Raw genomic sequence first — 13,415 nt, 5'->3', positions numbered from 1 at the left:
CCTCCGACGGCGGGGCTGTCGGAGGCGGCCGCTACGCTGCGGAAGAGCGCCGCGCACAGGGCGGAGTACGGAAGGCGGAGTACGGAAGTACCGCCCGGGGACCCGGGGCGGGCGGACACGGAGGACGGACGAGCGGTGCTGGTGGGGATCGAGTGGCCCGTGGTCGTCCGGGAGGCCGCGCCCGGCGACCTGCTGAGGTTCCGGCCCGCCGCGGCGGCGCGGATCTGGGCGGACGGGGACGCCGCGCGCTTCGCGGCCGAGGTGGGGATCCCGCACTCCAACGGACTCTTCCGCATCCTCGCCGAGCTCGCGGACCGCGATCCCTCGAGCCGGCCGACGGCCTTCACGGAGGACCTGGACCCCCGGCCCGTCGACACCCCGCACGGAAGGCTGCAACCGCTGGGCATGCTCTTCCAGGCGGTCGTCCTCGTGCACCTCGGCGACGGGACGATCTGGGTCGACGACCCCGGTTCCGAGGTCGGGTACGAGCGGATCCACGGCGACGTCTCCTCCCTCGGGTACCTCGTCTACAAGTTCGAGGTGGAGCGGCCCGGGCCCGACGAGCGCCCGAACCCCCACGACTGGGCCGCCGTGGAGGAGATCGTCCGTGAGGGGACGGAGCGCTGGGACCCCCTGCCGTTCAGGAGCCGGTTCTGGACCTCGTTCCTCGACTCCTACCCGATGCTGTAGGCGGACGCGCAGACGAGCGGGCCGCGCGGCGACGGCCGCGCGGCCCACTCGATCAGAAGCGCGGCGTCGCCCGCGCGGCCCGCTCGTTCAGGAGCGGGGCTTCACCAGCGCGACGGCCTCGATCTCGACCAGCTGGTCGGGGAACGCCAGGTCGCTGACACCGAGGATGGTGTCGGTCGTGCGGTGGTTGCCGACGTACTCCTTGTGCAGGCGCGCCGCCGTGTCGAAGTTCTTGCGCAGGTCCTTGGTGTAGATCTTCATGCTGACGATCTGGCTGCGCGGGATCTTGTAGTGCGCGAGCACCTTGTCCATGTTGGCGAACGACTGCCGCACCTGCTTCTCGAAGTCGCCGACGCCCACCAGGTTTCCGGCCTCGTCGTGCGACAGCTGACCCGAGATGTAGACCGTGTCACCGGCCCGGATGGCCTGCGAGTACCCGTAGGAGCCCTCCCACGGGACCCCGAAACCGAAGTGGTCCCAGCCCCGGCGCGACTGGTCCTGTGCGCTGGCTCCCTGCGGTCCCACGACGGCGATCATCGCAGCCACGACCGCGGCCACCACGGCAGCGATACCGAACCTGCGCCCTGACTTGGTCATACCCTTTGTCCTTTCGTCCCCAGTGGAGCCTGGCGCGACGAGAGTGACAGGGTGCGAGCGAGAACCCCTCGAACGGGAATGGATCCCGCGTCGAACGGCGCGCCCGCTTCCGCACGGGGCGGCTCCACCGCCCGGACGCGGGTCCACGACGGGCCGTCCACCCGGGCTCCGGCGTCACGAGCCGCCGGCGGCCTTGCGCAGCTCGTACCGCTTCCCGGAGTCCGGGGGGCCGACGGGGCGGTGGATCCGGGGCGTGCGGGCGGTGCCGCCGACGCTCCACGCCGTCCAGGAGCAGCCGGGGACGGCGACGCGGACCTCCTGGCTCCGTACGTCCCGCCCGGGCGCGTAGGACCAGGTGCCGGAGCCCGAGCACCGGCGCGACGGGCCGGCGGGCGGGTCGTCGGGGGCGTGTTCGCCGACGCCGGAGGCGGTGACCCGGCCGTCGGCGGTGAAGACCAGCGTCCCGCCGGTGCGGTCGGCCCAGGTGCCGGGCACGGCCGCCGCTCCGATCGCCGGCGGCTGGTACGCGGGCAGCAGGCCCGTGGCGAACCCGAGGACGCCGGCCAGGCCCGTTCCCGCCACCAGCGCCGCACCCCACAGGGCGGTGCGCCGGACCAGTCGCGGATGCCGGAGCCGGGCCACCAGGCCGCCCGCCGAGAGCACGGCCGCGGCCACCGCCCAGAAGGCGAGGACGCCCCGCACCTCCAGGTGGCCGTACGCCGCGAAGACCGCGATCGGCGGGGCCGCCAGCGCCGCGACCGCCGGCGGAACCCACCACGCCTCGCTGCGGCCGGTCGGACGGCCGAGCCGGCCGGCCAGGGCCACGGCGGGCAGGACGAAGACCGCGGACAGGAGCAGTGCGGCCGCGCCGACGAGCCCGCCCAGCGAGAACAGACCGGCCACCAGGGCGGTGTGGTCGACCGGGGAGTCCGGCGGCGGCTGCGTCCGGACGTACAGGAGGACCACCACGACGGCGAGCGCGACCTCCAGACAGCCCACCAGCGCCGAGACCACCAGCATCCGGCCGTACGAGCGCTCCCCGTCCACGGTCGACCCCCCTCGCGCCACGGCGGAACGAACGCGTCCGCCCCGTCGGCGGCGCGGCTCCATCCTGCCAGCGGCACTGAACGCGTTCAATAGCTACCGGCCGGGCCGCTCCAGGCCGGTGAGCAGGACGTCGAGGGCCAGGTCGGTCGCCTCGGCCAGCGGGGTGTCGTCGAGGAGGGACCCCACGGCCAGGGTGGCCAGGCCGTGCACGGTGGAGAAGGCGACCTGGGCGAGGCGGGCCGGGTCGCCGGCGCGGACGACGCCCTCCGCCTGGGCCCGGGCGATCAGTTCGGCGGTGGTGTCCAGGCTGCGGTGCCCCAGCTCCCGGAGCTCCGTGCTGGAGCCGTCGGCGTGCTTGGCGCTGAACATCAGGTCCAGCAGGGGCGCGTGGGCGACGGCGAACTCCACGTAGGCCCGCCCCAGGGCGGCCAGCCGCGCCGGCACCGGCCCGGGCGTGTCGGCGGCGGCCCGCAGGCGCTCGTTCAGCCGGTCGAAGCCGCTGACGGCGAGGGCGTCCAGCAGCGCCCGCCGGTCGCGGAAATGGCGGGACGGCGCGGCGTGGCTCACCCCGAGGTCGCGGGCCAGGGCGCGCAGCGACAGGCCGTCCGCACCCGACTCGGTGAGGACGGTCTCCGCACGCTCCAGCAGAGCGGCCCTGAGGTTGCCGTGGTGGTAGGGCCCCTCGGTCAAGGCGGGCTCCCCTCTTCCTGATGTTGTCATTGACTACAATGATGTCGCCGCCTACATTCGAGACCGTTCAACACGTGGAAACGGAGCAGCCGACGATGCCTATGACATACCAGGGGACCATGGCCCTGATCACCGGGGCGAGCGCGGGCCTCGGTGTCGAGTTCGCCCGCCAGTGGGCCGCGCGCGGGGCGGACCTCGTCCTCGTCGCCCGCCGCCTCGACCGGCTCGAGGGGATCGCCGCGGATCTGGAGAAGCGCTACGGGATCACGGCCCACGTGGTGGCCGCCGACCTCACCCTGCCCGGGGCCGCGGCCGCGCTGCGCGCGGAGCTCGACGCCCGCGGGATCACGGTCCACACCCTCGTCAACAACGCCGGCTTCGGCAGCCACGGCCCGTTCGCCCGGCAGGACCCCGCGCAGATCAACGAGATGATCCAGCTGAACGTCGTGGCCGTCACCGAGCTCACCCGGGCCTTCCTGCCCGGTCTCGCGGCCGACGGCCGCGGCGCGCTGGTCACCGTCGCGAGCGCGGCGGCGTACCAGCCGACCCCCGCGATGGCGGTCTACGGCGCCACCAAGGCCTTCGTCCTCAGTTTCACCGAGGCCGTCGCCTACGAGACCCGCGCCTCGCCCCTGCGGGTGCTCGCCGTCTCGCCGGGACCGGTCAGCACCGAGTTCTTCGACGTCGTCGGCAGCCGGGACGCGGCCGTCGGCCGGATGGCCACCCCCGAGCAGGTCGTGACCGCCGCGCGCCGCGCGCTGGAGCGCGGCAAGACCCCGCCGAGCATCGTCGCCGGCCTGGCCAACCGGATCTCCGCGGCAGCCGCCGCCCTGACGCCGCGCCGCGTCACCCTGGCGGTGTCGGGACGGATCCTGAAGGCCTGATCCCGCGGGGCCGGCACGCGGAGGGCGGGCCCCCGGACAGGGGACCCGCCTCCCGCACGGCCGGACGGCGCCGGCCGCGGCGCGTCAGTGCGCGCTGATCTGCTGGAGTGCCGCACCCTGGTAGCGGGCCCCGGCGTTCCAGAGGATGAAGGAGTTCATCTTGTTGTCCTCCGCGGCCTTGATCTGCGCGGCCACCTCGGCCGGCCCGTAGCTGCTGCCCATCGAGAAGTCCTGCAGCCACGGGATGATCTCGGTCTGCGTGCCCTTCGCCTGGCGGGCGAAGTCGGCGAGCGAACGCTGCACGATCGCGTACGGGGAGGTGTCGGGCTGGGCGACGCCGTACTCCCCCGGCGCCCAGTGGGACGGGTAGACCATCGGTGCGACGTAGTCGGTGACCTTGACCAGGGCGCCGATGTCCTGCGCGATCTCGGTGGGCCGGGTCGCGGCGATGCCGAACACCGAGACCCCGAGGTACTTGCCGTGCGGACGCAGCGCGGTGCGGGTGTCGGCGACGAACGAGGTGATGGACTGCTCGGGCGTGGCGGTGCCGATGCCCGGGAAGCGCATCTGCGACAGCGGGCCGTCCGGCCGGCGCACGTAGTCGTAGAGGATGTCGTCGAATCCCAGCCGGGCCGCTTCGACGGCGAGGTCCTGGTTGTACTTGCGGACCACGGGGTCGGCGAAGTTGGTGAAGGACAGGGCGCCGTAGTGGCCACCGTCGTAGGGCTGTCCGGACGGGGTCAGCACCAGCTGGTCCTGCTTCCCGGCCTTCCAGGAGGCCGCCGCGAGCTTGGGGTCGCGGAAGGCCACGATGCGGCCGATGACCTGGGCGCCGGCGGCGTGGATCTCGGCGATCGCCTTGCGGGCGTCGTAGTAGCCCTTGGCCGCGCCGATCTGCCGGGCCAGCGGCACCTGGGAGGCGTGGCCGACCTCGCCGTCCTCGTCCTTGACGTCCAGCTCGACCGCGTTGAGCTTGCCGCTGCGGACCAGGGCGAGGACCCCGCCGCGCAGCGTGTCGTCGCCCCAGCCGATGGCCGTGATGTGGGCGGCCCGGACCATGGGCCGGCGGCCCCGGGCGGACACGTCCCTCGTGGTGGTGTTCCCGGCGCGGTCGACGGCCGTGACCGTGACGACGGGTGTGCCCTTCGGCACCGTGGCCTTGAAGGCGCCGGCCCGGTCGAGGGGGACCTTCTTCCCGTTGACGCTCACTTCGGCGTCGGTGGAGGCGGTGCCGCTGATGGTCACGGGGGCGGCCGCGTCCTTGATCTCGGGGGCGGCCACCTTCAGCTCGGGCGGCGTGGTGTCCACGCTGAAGCCCACGACCTGGCGGCGCGAGGTGAAGGGGAGGCCGCTGCCGCCGGCCACCACCAGGGTGTGGCGGCCCTCCTTGAGCTGCGGGAGGCCCAGTCTCAGGCGGGTGCCCTCGGCGGTGAGGGGGACCTCCGCGCCGTCCAGGGTGGCGTGCAGCTTCTTCCCGCCGTCGGGTGCCCCCGCGGCGAGGTAGGCGCTCATCCGGGCGGCGGCGCGGCCGCCGAGGACGGCGCCGTCGCTCACGCCCTCGATGCCGGGACCGGGCGCCAGGAACGTCCAGGCGCCGACGCCGGCTCCGGCCAGCGCGAGCGCCCCGGCCGTCGCTATGAGGACGACCCGGCGGGCCGGACGGCGGTGGCGGGAGGAGGGGCCGGAGTACGGTATGCGGGTGCGGGACATCGTGACGTCCTTCGGGCCGGGGGGTGCGGGCGGATGCTGTCTCCATTCATTGCCGCTGCACGGGCCGGCCCCCGCGCGGCGCCGACATTTCACGCGAACGGCCGCGAACGGCCCCGGCGCGGCGGCTACGCCGTGCAGGGGACAGTGCGGTAGGCGGGCGCCCGTCGCCGGTAGGTATGGCGCGACACATCCGCCGTCGAGAGGCCTCCGATGCGCCACCCGCTCGTCCCGCTCGGCGCCCTGGCGGGCGCCGCCGCCCTGCTCGCCACCGGCTGTTCGCCGGGTCAGTCGCCGGCCGCCGGACAGCCGCGCGCGGCCTCGTCGCCTGCGGCCGCCCCCGTCGCCGTGAAGAACCCGGCCGAGGTCGGCGCCAACGAACTCGGCCAGGTACCGGTGCTGATGTACCACCAGCTCACCGAGAAGCCGGCGAGCGTCTACGACCGCACCCCGGCCGACTTCCGCGCCGAGCTGGAGCGCCTCGCGCGGGAGGGCTACGTGCCGGTGACCGCACGGGACTTCCAGACGGGCCGCATCGACATCCCGGCCGGCGCGCACCCGGTGGTACTCACGTTCGACGACTCGACCAACAGCCAGGTGCGGCTCGGCGCGGACGGCGCCCCGGCTCCGGACACCGCCGTCTCCCTCCTGATGGAGACGGCCAGGAAGCACCCGGCGTTCAAGCCGGTGGCGACCTTCTTCGTCAACGCGGACGCCTTCTCCGCCACCGGCTCCGCCAGGGCCCTGACCTGGCTCAAGGACCACGGGTACGAGGTCGCCAACCACACCGACCGCCACGAGAACCTGCGTTCCCTGGACCAGGCGGGCGCCGCGCGGGCGATCACGGCCGGCCAGCGGGCGATCGAGAAGGCCGCGCCCGGGACGCGCGTCACCTCGCTCGCCCTGCCCTTCGGCGCCATGCCCGAACCGGCCGGGGTCGCCGCGCGGGGGACGGGCTACCGCTACGACGGGGTGTACCTCGTGGGCTCCAACCCGTCGGTCTCGCCGTTCGCCAAGTCCTTCACCCCCGGCGCCATCCCCCGGATCCGCTCGGCGGGGCCGAAGGACGAGGACGCCGAGTTCGGCTCCTCCCGCTGGCTGGACAAGCTCGCCGCGGGCAAGGACCGGTACGTCTCGGACGGGGACCCCGCCACGGTCGCCTTCCCCCGCGCCGCGCAGAACGAGCTGTCGCCGGCCTTCGCGCAGCGGGCCCGGCCGTACTGAGCCGCGGCCGGCCGCCGGGTGACGGCCTCCGGGTGCCGGGTCAGCCGCGCACGTGCAGCCCGAATCCCGAGCGGCCGGCGGGCTCCAGACCCTCCTTCAGGTGCAGGGAGGGGATCTCGTAGTCGCCGAAGTTCTGCCGCCGGAACGCGATCGGCTCGGTCGACTCCAGGGTGAGCAGGCGCTCCTCCCAGGCCCTGGCGATGGCCGGGTAGTCCTCGTCGGTCACCCGGTCCGTGCCGTACAGCACGAACGGCGGCAGCACCTCGATGCCCGGGTAGTAGAGGATCCCGTGGTGGATGGGGAACAGCAGGTCGTCGATGGGGCCGTTGATGCCGCGGGCGGAGTAGTGCGACCGCGGGCCGCCGACGGTCACCGACAGCAGGGCCCTCCTGCCCGCGAGGGTGCCCTCGCCGAAGCGCTCGCCGTACTTCGTCGCGCTGTGCTCGCCGACCCCGTAGGCGAAGCGGTAGGTGAACACCCGGTCCACCCAGCCCTTGAGGATCGCGGGCATCGAGTACCACCACAGCGGGAACTGGAAGACGACCGTGTCGGCCCAGAGCAGCTTCTCCTGCTCGGCGAGGACGTCGGGGGTGAGCGCGCCGGCCTCGAAGGCCCGCCCCGAGTCGAGGGGCACCTTCAGGGGACTGGAGGCGTGAGGGCCGTAGTCGGCGGCGTCCACGGCGGCCTTCCAGCCCATGGCGTACAGATCGCTCACCCGTACCTCGTGCCCCGCGTTCTCCAACGTGGACACCGCGAGGTCCTTCAGCGCGCTGTTGAGCGACTTCGGCTCCGGGTGGGCATGGACGATGAGCGTCTTCACGGGAACTCCTCCGGTTCGGTTGCTCCGATCCTGGAGGCCGCGGCGCCCGGCGTTCAGGGACGGCCCTTCCGTAGGACGGGACTTCCTGGTACTGGCAGGGCCACCCTCGCGGACGGCGCGGCGGCCATACTGGGCGCATGGACGATCTCGCGGGCTTCCTGCGGACCCGGCGCGCCCGGGTCGACCCGGCGGCGGCCGGCATTCCCACCGACGGCCGGCGCCGGGTCGAGGGACTGCGCCGCGAGGAGGTCGCGCACCTGTCCGGGGTCAGCGTCGACTACTACGTGCGCCTGGAGCAGGGCCGTGCGACCCAGCCCTCGGAGCAGGTCCTCGACGCCCTCGCGCGCGTCCTCGTCCTCGACGAGACCGAGCGCGGGCACCTCCACCGGCTGGCCCGACGGCCCCGGCGCCGCGCGAGGACGCCGGGCGGCCGGGTCCGGCCGGAGGTGCTGCGCGTGCTCGACCAGGTGGCCGGCGCACCCGCGCTGATCATGGACCACCGGCTCGACGTGCTCGCCGGGAACGGGCTCGCCGGGCTCCTGTTCGGCCGGCCGCTGCCGGGCCTGAACATCGCCCGGCACCTCTTCCTGGAGGAGGGCGAGCACGGTCTCTACGCGGAGTGGGAGACGTGCACCCTCGACGTGGTCGGCCACCTGCGCCTGGCCGCCGGCCGCTACCCCGAGGACCCCCGCCTGGCCTCGCTCATCGGGGAGCTGGCGATGGGCAGCGAGCGCTTCCGCCGCCTCTGGGCCCGTGCGGACGTCCGCGCCCGCACGCACGGGCGCAAGGCGTACCGGCACCCGCTGGTCGGCCCGCTGGAGCTGCACCAGGAGAACTTCGCCCTGCCCGAGGCCCCGGGCATGGAGCTGCTGGTGCTGTCCGCCGCACCCGGCAGCCCCGCCGAGGACGGGCTGCGCCTGCTCGCGGGCCTGGGCGCGGACGGGGACGAGGTCCGTCGCGGTGCGGAGACCGGGACGGCGGACCCGGTCCGCTAGCCCTGCCGCGGACCGCCGCCGGGGGCGCCTCAGGGGTCGCGCAGGCGGACGGCGAGGGCGGCGATGTCGTCGTCGAGGCTGCCCCTGCTGTGGCGCAGGAGGTCGCGGTGCAGGGCCGTGAGCAGGTCGCGGGGCGGTGTGGGGGGCTGTCGGCTCATCCAGGCCGTCAGCGGGAAGAACTCGCCGTCGCGGGCGCGGGTCTCGGCGATCCCGTCGGTGTAGAGGAGCAGCAGGTCGCCGGGGGCGAAGTCGAAACCGTCGACGGAGTAGTGACCGCCGATCAGCTCGGCGAGGCTGAGCAGGGGCGAGGGGGTGCCGGACTCCAGGACGCGCAGTCCGTCGCGGTTCAGGAGCAGGGGCGGCGGGTGCCCGCAGTTGAGGATGTCGATCCGGCCTCCCCCGTGCGGGATCTGGGCGAGCAGGGCGGTGGCGAACCGCTCCATCGGCCCGTCGGGCGGAAAGGCGGCGTTGTAGCGCGTGCTGCTGGCGTCCAGCCGGCGGGCGACGTCGATCATGTCGGCCTCGTCGTAGGCCGCCTCCCGGAAGGCGTTCACGATCGCCGCGGCCGCCCCCACCGCGGGCAGGCCCTTGCCCCGCACGTCACCGATGAGCAGCCTGACCCCGTACGGTGTGTCGACCACCTCGTAGAAGTCCCCGCCGATGCGGGCCTCCGCCGCGGCCGCGAGGTACAGCGACTCGATCTCGACGTCGCCCAGGAGGCGGGGCAGGGGGCTCAGCACCACCTGCTGCGCCGCCTCGGCGACCAGCCGCACCTGGAAGAGGGTGCGCTCCCGCTGGAGCCGCAGATGGCTCCCGTACGCGGCGGCCACGGTGACCGCGATGATCCCGGCGGCCGTCCACCACGTCCCCAGGTCCGGGAAGACGAGGCTGAGGCCGATCATCAGGAGGAGGCAGACCGTGCCGAGCAGCACGGTGGGGAGGACCGGCCACATGGCGGCGGCCAGGGCCGGCGCCGCGGGCAGCAGGCGGCTGAAGGCCATCTCCGGCGGAGTGGCGTAGGCCAGGCTGGCGATCACGACGGTCAGCACGACCGGTGACAGCCGCACCAGCCACCCCCGGCCGTGGCGCCGGTGCTGCCGCGGCCGTCCTGACTCGATCACACTGTTCAGGATATGCGCGCGACGTGGGCGCAGCGCGCTCTGGCGGACCCGCCCGGCCGCCCGCCCCGGGGGCCGGACGGGACGCGGCGGGCCGCCCCGGGCGCCTCCCCGAAGCCGCCCCTCCTGCTCAGGGGCGGAAGCGCAGGGGGTGGTCCCCGGGCACCTCCACGACGGCGATGCGTACGCCGTCGGGGTCCGCGATCCACATCTCGATCAGCCCCCAGGGCTCGCGCAGCGGCGGCCGCAGCACCTCGGCGCCCCGCTCCCCGAGCTCCCGGTGGGCCGCTTCGACGTCCTCCACCTGGAGCCACAGCCGCAGCCCGGGCGCGGGCGGCGCGTCGGCGCGGCCCGACAGCTCCAGGAAGCCGCCGCCGAGGAAGTAGACCGTGCCGCGCTCGGGGCCGGTGCCGAACTCCCGATGGACGGCCAGGCCGAGGGTGCCGCCGTAGAAGGCGCGGGAGCGCTCGGGATCGGTGGGGCTCAGCAGGATCCTGCTGCCCAGTACGTGGACCATGCCCCCACTGTGCCGCTCCGGGCACCCGGCCGTGGGCGCGAGCGCGCTTTCCGGTGGTACGCGTCGGCCGGCGGAGCGGTGACGGGGCCCGCCTCCGGTCGCCGCGGAGGCCTGTGAGAGGGTCGGGCCCGGTTCGGGCAGGGCGGGTGCGGGAGGCAACGTGGACACGGCAGTGGTGCTCGTGGCGGACGACGACGCCGCCATCCGGCGTTCACTGGAGCGCGGGCTGCGGCTGAGCGGCTTCGCCGTCGTCCTCGCCGAGGACGGGCCGGCCGCCCTCGCGGTGGTGGACGCACGGACCCCGGACGTGCTCGTCCTGGATGTGTCCATGCCGGGGCTGACGGGTACGGAGGTGTGCCGGAGCCTGCGCGCACGCGGTGACGAGACCCCCGTCCTGATGCTGTCGGCCCTGGACGAACTGGCCGACCGGGTCGCCGGGCTCCAGGCCGGCGCCGACGACTACCTCGTCAAGCCCTTCGCCCTGGAGGAGCTGGTGCTGCGCCTGCACGCCCTGCTGCGGCGCAGCCCGGCGCGCGGCGGACGGGACGTGCTGCGCGCCGGGCCGCTGGAGATGGACCAGGCGACCCGCCAGGTGCGCCACGGGGGGACCGAGGTCCACCTCACCCGGCGGGAGTTCGAGCTGCTGGCCGCCCTGGTGCGCAACGCGGGCATCGTCCTGACCCGGGACCAGCTGCTGGACCGGGTGTGGGGCTACGACTTCGAGGTGCGCACCGACGCGGTCGACACGTTCGTCAGCTACCTGCGCCGCAAGCTGGAGGAGGGCGGACGGCCCCGGCTGATCCACACGGTGCGCGGGGTCGGCTTCGTGCTGCGGGAGCCGGCCGGGGGGAACGGATCGTGAAGCTCGCCACCCGGATCGCGCTCTCGGTCACCGTGGTCATGCCGCTGCTGGTGCTGGCCGCGGGCCTGCTCGTGCTCGGGCTGGTCAGCCGCGACCTGCGCCAGCAGCAGGACGCTCGGCTGCACGACCGGGCCGAGGCCGTGCTGCCCGACGCCCGGGCCCTGCTGGCCGCCGACCGCAACGGCCGGCCGAAGGCGGAGCAGAACCAGCACCGCAAGGTGCTCGGCGACGTCCTCGACGCGGGCATCCGGGTGCGCGGCGCGGACGGGACGACCGTCCTGGAGGGCGGTCCGCAGCCCGACGCGGCGGTGCGGCTGCCCGACCGGACGCCGGACGGCCCGCTCACGGTCCGCGCCAAGGGCCACGCCTGGCGGGTGCTGAGCGTGCCCGTGGCCGGCGCCGCGCCCGGGAACCTGTGGATCTTCACCCCGGCCTCGTCCACCGACCCGCAGGTCGCCGCCGTACGCCGGCGGGTGCTGCTCGTGGCGCTGCTGGCCGCCCCCGTGTCCGGGCTCCTCGCGTACGGGCTCGCCGGCCGGGCCACCGCCTCCGTACGGCGCCTGAGCGGGCGGGCCTCCGCACTGGACCCGGCGGCCGGGGCGGCGGCCTTCGCCGGCCCGCCGGCGAACATCGCCGAGGTCGACGAGCTGTCCGCCGCGATCGGACAGCTCCTGACCCGCTACGACGAGCAGGCGGCGCGGACCGCGCAGGCGCTGGAGACCGCCCGGTCCTTCTCCTCCGCCGCCTCGCACGAGCTGCGCACGCCGCTGATGAGCATGCAGACGGACCTGGACGTGCTCGCCGCCCACCCCGACCTCTCCCCCGTCGAACGGGCCGAGGTGGTGCGGGACCTGCGCAGCGACCACGCCCGGCTGCTCGAACTGCTCGGGGCGCTGCGGATGCTCGCGCTGGGCGACCTGGTGGAGGTCTCCGCCTTCGCCCCGCTCGACCTGTGCGAGCTGGTGGACGCCGCCGCCGGCGAGGCGGCACGGCGGCACGGCGGGGAGGGGCTGGAGCCGGACGTGGAGCTGCCGGCGGAGCTGCGGGTGTTCGGCTGGGACTCCGGCCTGAAGATCATGCTCGACAACCTGCTGCGCAACGCGGTGGTCCACGGCCGCCGGCCGGGCGAGCCGCCCCGGGTCACGGTCCGGCTGCGCGCGGAGGGCGGCTCCGCGGTGCTGACGGTGGACGACGAGGGACCGGGGGTGCCGCCCGCCGAGCGCGAGGCGGTCTTCCACCGGTTCCACCACCGGCCCGGCAGCCCGGGCTCCGGCCTGGGGCTCACCCTGGTGGCCCAGCAGGCCGCGCTGCACCGCGGCACGGTCGCCTTGGGGGAGGCACCCGGCGGCGTCGGCGCGCGCTTCGAGGTGCGGCTGCCGCTGGCCGCGGACGACGAGCCGACGCTGCGGCTGCCCGTACGGCGCGACTGGATCTCCCGGGGCGACTGAGTGGCGGTTGCGGGTACCCCGCCCGGCCGGGCCGGAGGGGTCCCGTGCGGCCGGGCGGGCGGTCACAAGGAATCCACAAAAACGCTCCCTAGCGTCCTGTCCGGCCGGCGCGCCCACGCGTCGGTCCGTCGCACCGAAGGGGATTCCACCATGCTCGCGAACCGTAGGACCGCCGCCGCGATCGGCGCCGCCGCCCTGGCCGGTGCGCTGCTCTCCGCCGGGCCCGCCCAGGCCGACAGCACCTCGCCGAGCCCCGCCGCATCCGCGAAGTCCGCGCCGAAGGGCGACGGCGCGAAGTCGATCTGCAAGCGCCTGCCGAAGACCGAGGCCCGGATCAGCACCGCCCTCACCCGGCTGAACGGCGACGCCACCGTCGGGGGCTCGATCGCCCGCCTGGAGCAGCGCGTCACGGAGGCGAAGAACGCCGGTCACACCGAGGTCCAGACGTACCTGAACGACCGTCTGACGTTCCGCAAGGGCCTGGTGCCGACCCTGCAGAAGCGCCAGGCGGACCTGAAGGCCGTGTCCACCTGGTGCACCGCGCAGGGCTCCAAGTGAGGTCCGGCCGCGGCGCGGCCGCACTCGCCGCCCTGGCCGCCGGGGCCGTCCTGTTGCTGACCGGCTGCGGGGGCGGCGCGGCCGCCCACCCGAAGGCGGAGCAGTCGGCGGGCGCCGACGGCCAGGCCGCGGACATGCAGGCGAAGCTGGACGCCGCCGAGAGCGCGGCCGCGCAGGCGGACGCGGACGCCTCGCAGAACAACTGACCCGCCCCCGGCCGTGACGGGCCCCCCCGCCGCTACCGGGGCGGCCCGCGGC

Annotated in this window: 15 protein-coding genes; 8 read left to right on the top strand and 7 right to left on the bottom strand. The window is 74.9% G+C overall.

Annotation, left to right across the window (positions count from 1 at the left end; genetic code table 11):
- Window positions 1–141 precede the first annotated feature (141 nt).
- Window positions 142–690, top strand: coding sequence for an SUKH-4 family immunity protein (locus AB0469_RS38275; RefSeq protein WP_366456211.1), 549 nt, complete (start codon window positions 142–144; stop codon window positions 688–690).
- 87 nt (window positions 691–777) lie between these two features.
- Here the strand turns inward: AB0469_RS38275 and AB0469_RS38270 are convergent, their stop codons facing one another.
- The 3 genes from AB0469_RS38270 to AB0469_RS38260 form a co-directional block, all read right to left on the bottom strand.
- Window positions 778–1,287: a RidA family protein gene (locus tag AB0469_RS38270; RefSeq protein WP_366456209.1), complete on the bottom strand. Its 510-nt coding sequence runs from the start codon at window positions 1,285–1,287 to the stop codon at window positions 778–780.
- Between the two features lie 174 nt (window positions 1,288–1,461).
- On the bottom strand, window positions 1,462–2,334 hold the full coding sequence (locus AB0469_RS38265; RefSeq protein WP_366456208.1) for a hypothetical protein: 873 nt from the start codon (window positions 2,332–2,334) through the stop codon (window positions 1,462–1,464).
- A gap of 93 nt (window positions 2,335–2,427) precedes the next feature.
- A complete protein-coding gene (locus tag AB0469_RS38260) occupies window positions 2,428–3,024 on the bottom strand; it encodes a TetR/AcrR family transcriptional regulator (protein ID WP_366456206.1) in 597 nt (198 codons plus the stop codon).
- Window positions 3,025–3,119: 95 nt separating this feature from the next.
- On the opposite strand from AB0469_RS38260, the gene AB0469_RS38255 reads away from it, so the two are divergent.
- Window positions 3,120–3,908 carry an SDR family oxidoreductase gene (locus AB0469_RS38255; protein ID WP_366456205.1) on the top strand — a complete coding sequence of 263 codons (789 nt, stop codon included), beginning with the start codon at window positions 3,120–3,122 and terminating at the stop codon, window positions 3,906–3,908.
- A gap of 84 nt (window positions 3,909–3,992) precedes the next feature.
- On the opposite strand, the gene AB0469_RS38250 is transcribed toward AB0469_RS38255, so the two are convergent.
- Window positions 3,993–5,618, bottom strand: coding sequence for a putative glycoside hydrolase (locus AB0469_RS38250; RefSeq protein ID WP_366456204.1), 1,626 nt, complete (start codon window positions 5,616–5,618; stop codon window positions 3,993–3,995).
- A gap of 210 nt (window positions 5,619–5,828) precedes the next feature.
- Between AB0469_RS38250 and AB0469_RS38245 the strand changes: the two genes are divergently transcribed.
- Window positions 5,829–6,839, top strand: coding sequence for a polysaccharide deacetylase family protein (locus AB0469_RS38245; RefSeq protein WP_366456203.1), 1,011 nt, complete (start codon window positions 5,829–5,831; stop codon window positions 6,837–6,839).
- 40 nt (window positions 6,840–6,879) lie between these two features.
- On the opposite strand, the gene AB0469_RS38240 is transcribed toward AB0469_RS38245, so the two are convergent.
- Window positions 6,880–7,659, bottom strand: a complete 780-nt coding sequence (locus AB0469_RS38240; protein ID WP_366456202.1) for an NAD(P)H-dependent oxidoreductase — start codon at window positions 7,657–7,659, stop codon at window positions 6,880–6,882.
- A 137-nt stretch (window positions 7,660–7,796) separates the two neighbouring features.
- Here AB0469_RS38240 and AB0469_RS38235 point away from each other — a divergent pair, with 137 nt between their 5' ends.
- On the top strand, window positions 7,797–8,654 hold the full coding sequence (locus tag AB0469_RS38235) for a helix-turn-helix transcriptional regulator (protein ID WP_366456201.1): 858 nt from the start codon (window positions 7,797–7,799) through the stop codon (window positions 8,652–8,654).
- 29 nt (window positions 8,655–8,683) lie between these two features.
- On the opposite strand, the gene AB0469_RS38230 is transcribed toward AB0469_RS38235, so the two are convergent.
- Window positions 8,684–9,775, bottom strand: coding sequence for a PP2C family protein-serine/threonine phosphatase (locus AB0469_RS38230; protein ID WP_366456200.1), 1,092 nt, complete (start codon window positions 9,773–9,775; stop codon window positions 8,684–8,686).
- A gap of 127 nt (window positions 9,776–9,902) precedes the next feature.
- Complete coding sequence (locus tag AB0469_RS38225) at window positions 9,903–10,289, bottom strand: VOC family protein (RefSeq protein WP_366456199.1); 387 nt, start codon at window positions 10,287–10,289, stop codon at window positions 9,903–9,905.
- A 160-nt stretch (window positions 10,290–10,449) separates the two neighbouring features.
- Here AB0469_RS38225 and AB0469_RS38220 point away from each other — a divergent pair, with 160 nt between their 5' ends.
- The 4 genes from AB0469_RS38220 to AB0469_RS38205 all read left to right on the top strand — a co-directional run bounded on the left by AB0469_RS38220 (window position 10,450) and on the right by AB0469_RS38205 (window position 13,363).
- Window positions 10,450–11,151, top strand: coding sequence for a response regulator transcription factor (locus AB0469_RS38220; protein ID WP_366456198.1), 702 nt, complete (start codon window positions 10,450–10,452; stop codon window positions 11,149–11,151).
- The gene (locus tag AB0469_RS38215; RefSeq protein WP_366456197.1) at window positions 11,148–12,599 is read left to right on the top strand and encodes a HAMP domain-containing sensor histidine kinase; all 1,452 of its coding nucleotides are present in this window, start codon (window positions 11,148–11,150) and stop codon (window positions 12,597–12,599) included. The genes AB0469_RS38220 and AB0469_RS38215 overlap by 4 nt, the downstream gene beginning before the upstream one ends.
- A 150-nt stretch (window positions 12,600–12,749) precedes the next feature.
- A complete protein-coding gene (locus AB0469_RS38210) occupies window positions 12,750–13,157 on the top strand; it encodes a hypothetical protein (protein WP_366456196.1) in 408 nt (135 codons plus the stop codon).
- Complete coding sequence (locus AB0469_RS38205) at window positions 13,154–13,363, top strand: hypothetical protein (RefSeq protein ID WP_366456195.1); 210 nt, start codon at window positions 13,154–13,156, stop codon at window positions 13,361–13,363. Before AB0469_RS38210 ends, AB0469_RS38205 begins: the two co-directional genes overlap by 4 nt.
- Window positions 13,364–13,415 lie beyond the last annotated feature (52 nt).

The organism is Streptomyces sp. NPDC093801, assembly GCF_040701585.1.
Taxonomy (GTDB): Bacteria; Actinomycetota; Actinomycetes; order Streptomycetales; family Streptomycetaceae; genus Streptomyces.
The sequence above is the reverse complement of the archived record's forward strand: the minus strand, read 5'-3'. Positions and strand labels throughout refer to the sequence as shown.

Coding starts and splice junctions, on each gene's coding strand:
- AB0469_RS38270 (WP_366456209.1), bottom strand. CDS start 1,287: ATGACCAAGTCAGGGCGCAGGTTCGGTATCGCTGCCGTGGTGGCCGCG.
- AB0469_RS38255 (WP_366456205.1), top strand. CDS start 3,120: ATGCCTATGACATACCAGGGGACCATGGCCCTGATCACCGGGGCGAGC.
- AB0469_RS38250 (WP_366456204.1), bottom strand. CDS start 5,618: ATGTCCCGCACCCGCATACCGTACTCCGGCCCCTCCTCCCGCCACCGC.
- AB0469_RS38245 (WP_366456203.1), top strand. CDS start 5,829: ATGCGCCACCCGCTCGTCCCGCTCGGCGCCCTGGCGGGCGCCGCCGCC.
- AB0469_RS38235 (WP_366456201.1), top strand. CDS start 7,797: ATGGACGATCTCGCGGGCTTCCTGCGGACCCGGCGCGCCCGGGTCGAC.
- AB0469_RS38225 (WP_366456199.1), bottom strand. CDS start 10,289: ATGGTCCACGTACTGGGCAGCAGGATCCTGCTGAGCCCCACCGATCCC.
- AB0469_RS38210 (WP_366456196.1), top strand. CDS start 12,750: ATGCTCGCGAACCGTAGGACCGCCGCCGCGATCGGCGCCGCCGCCCTG.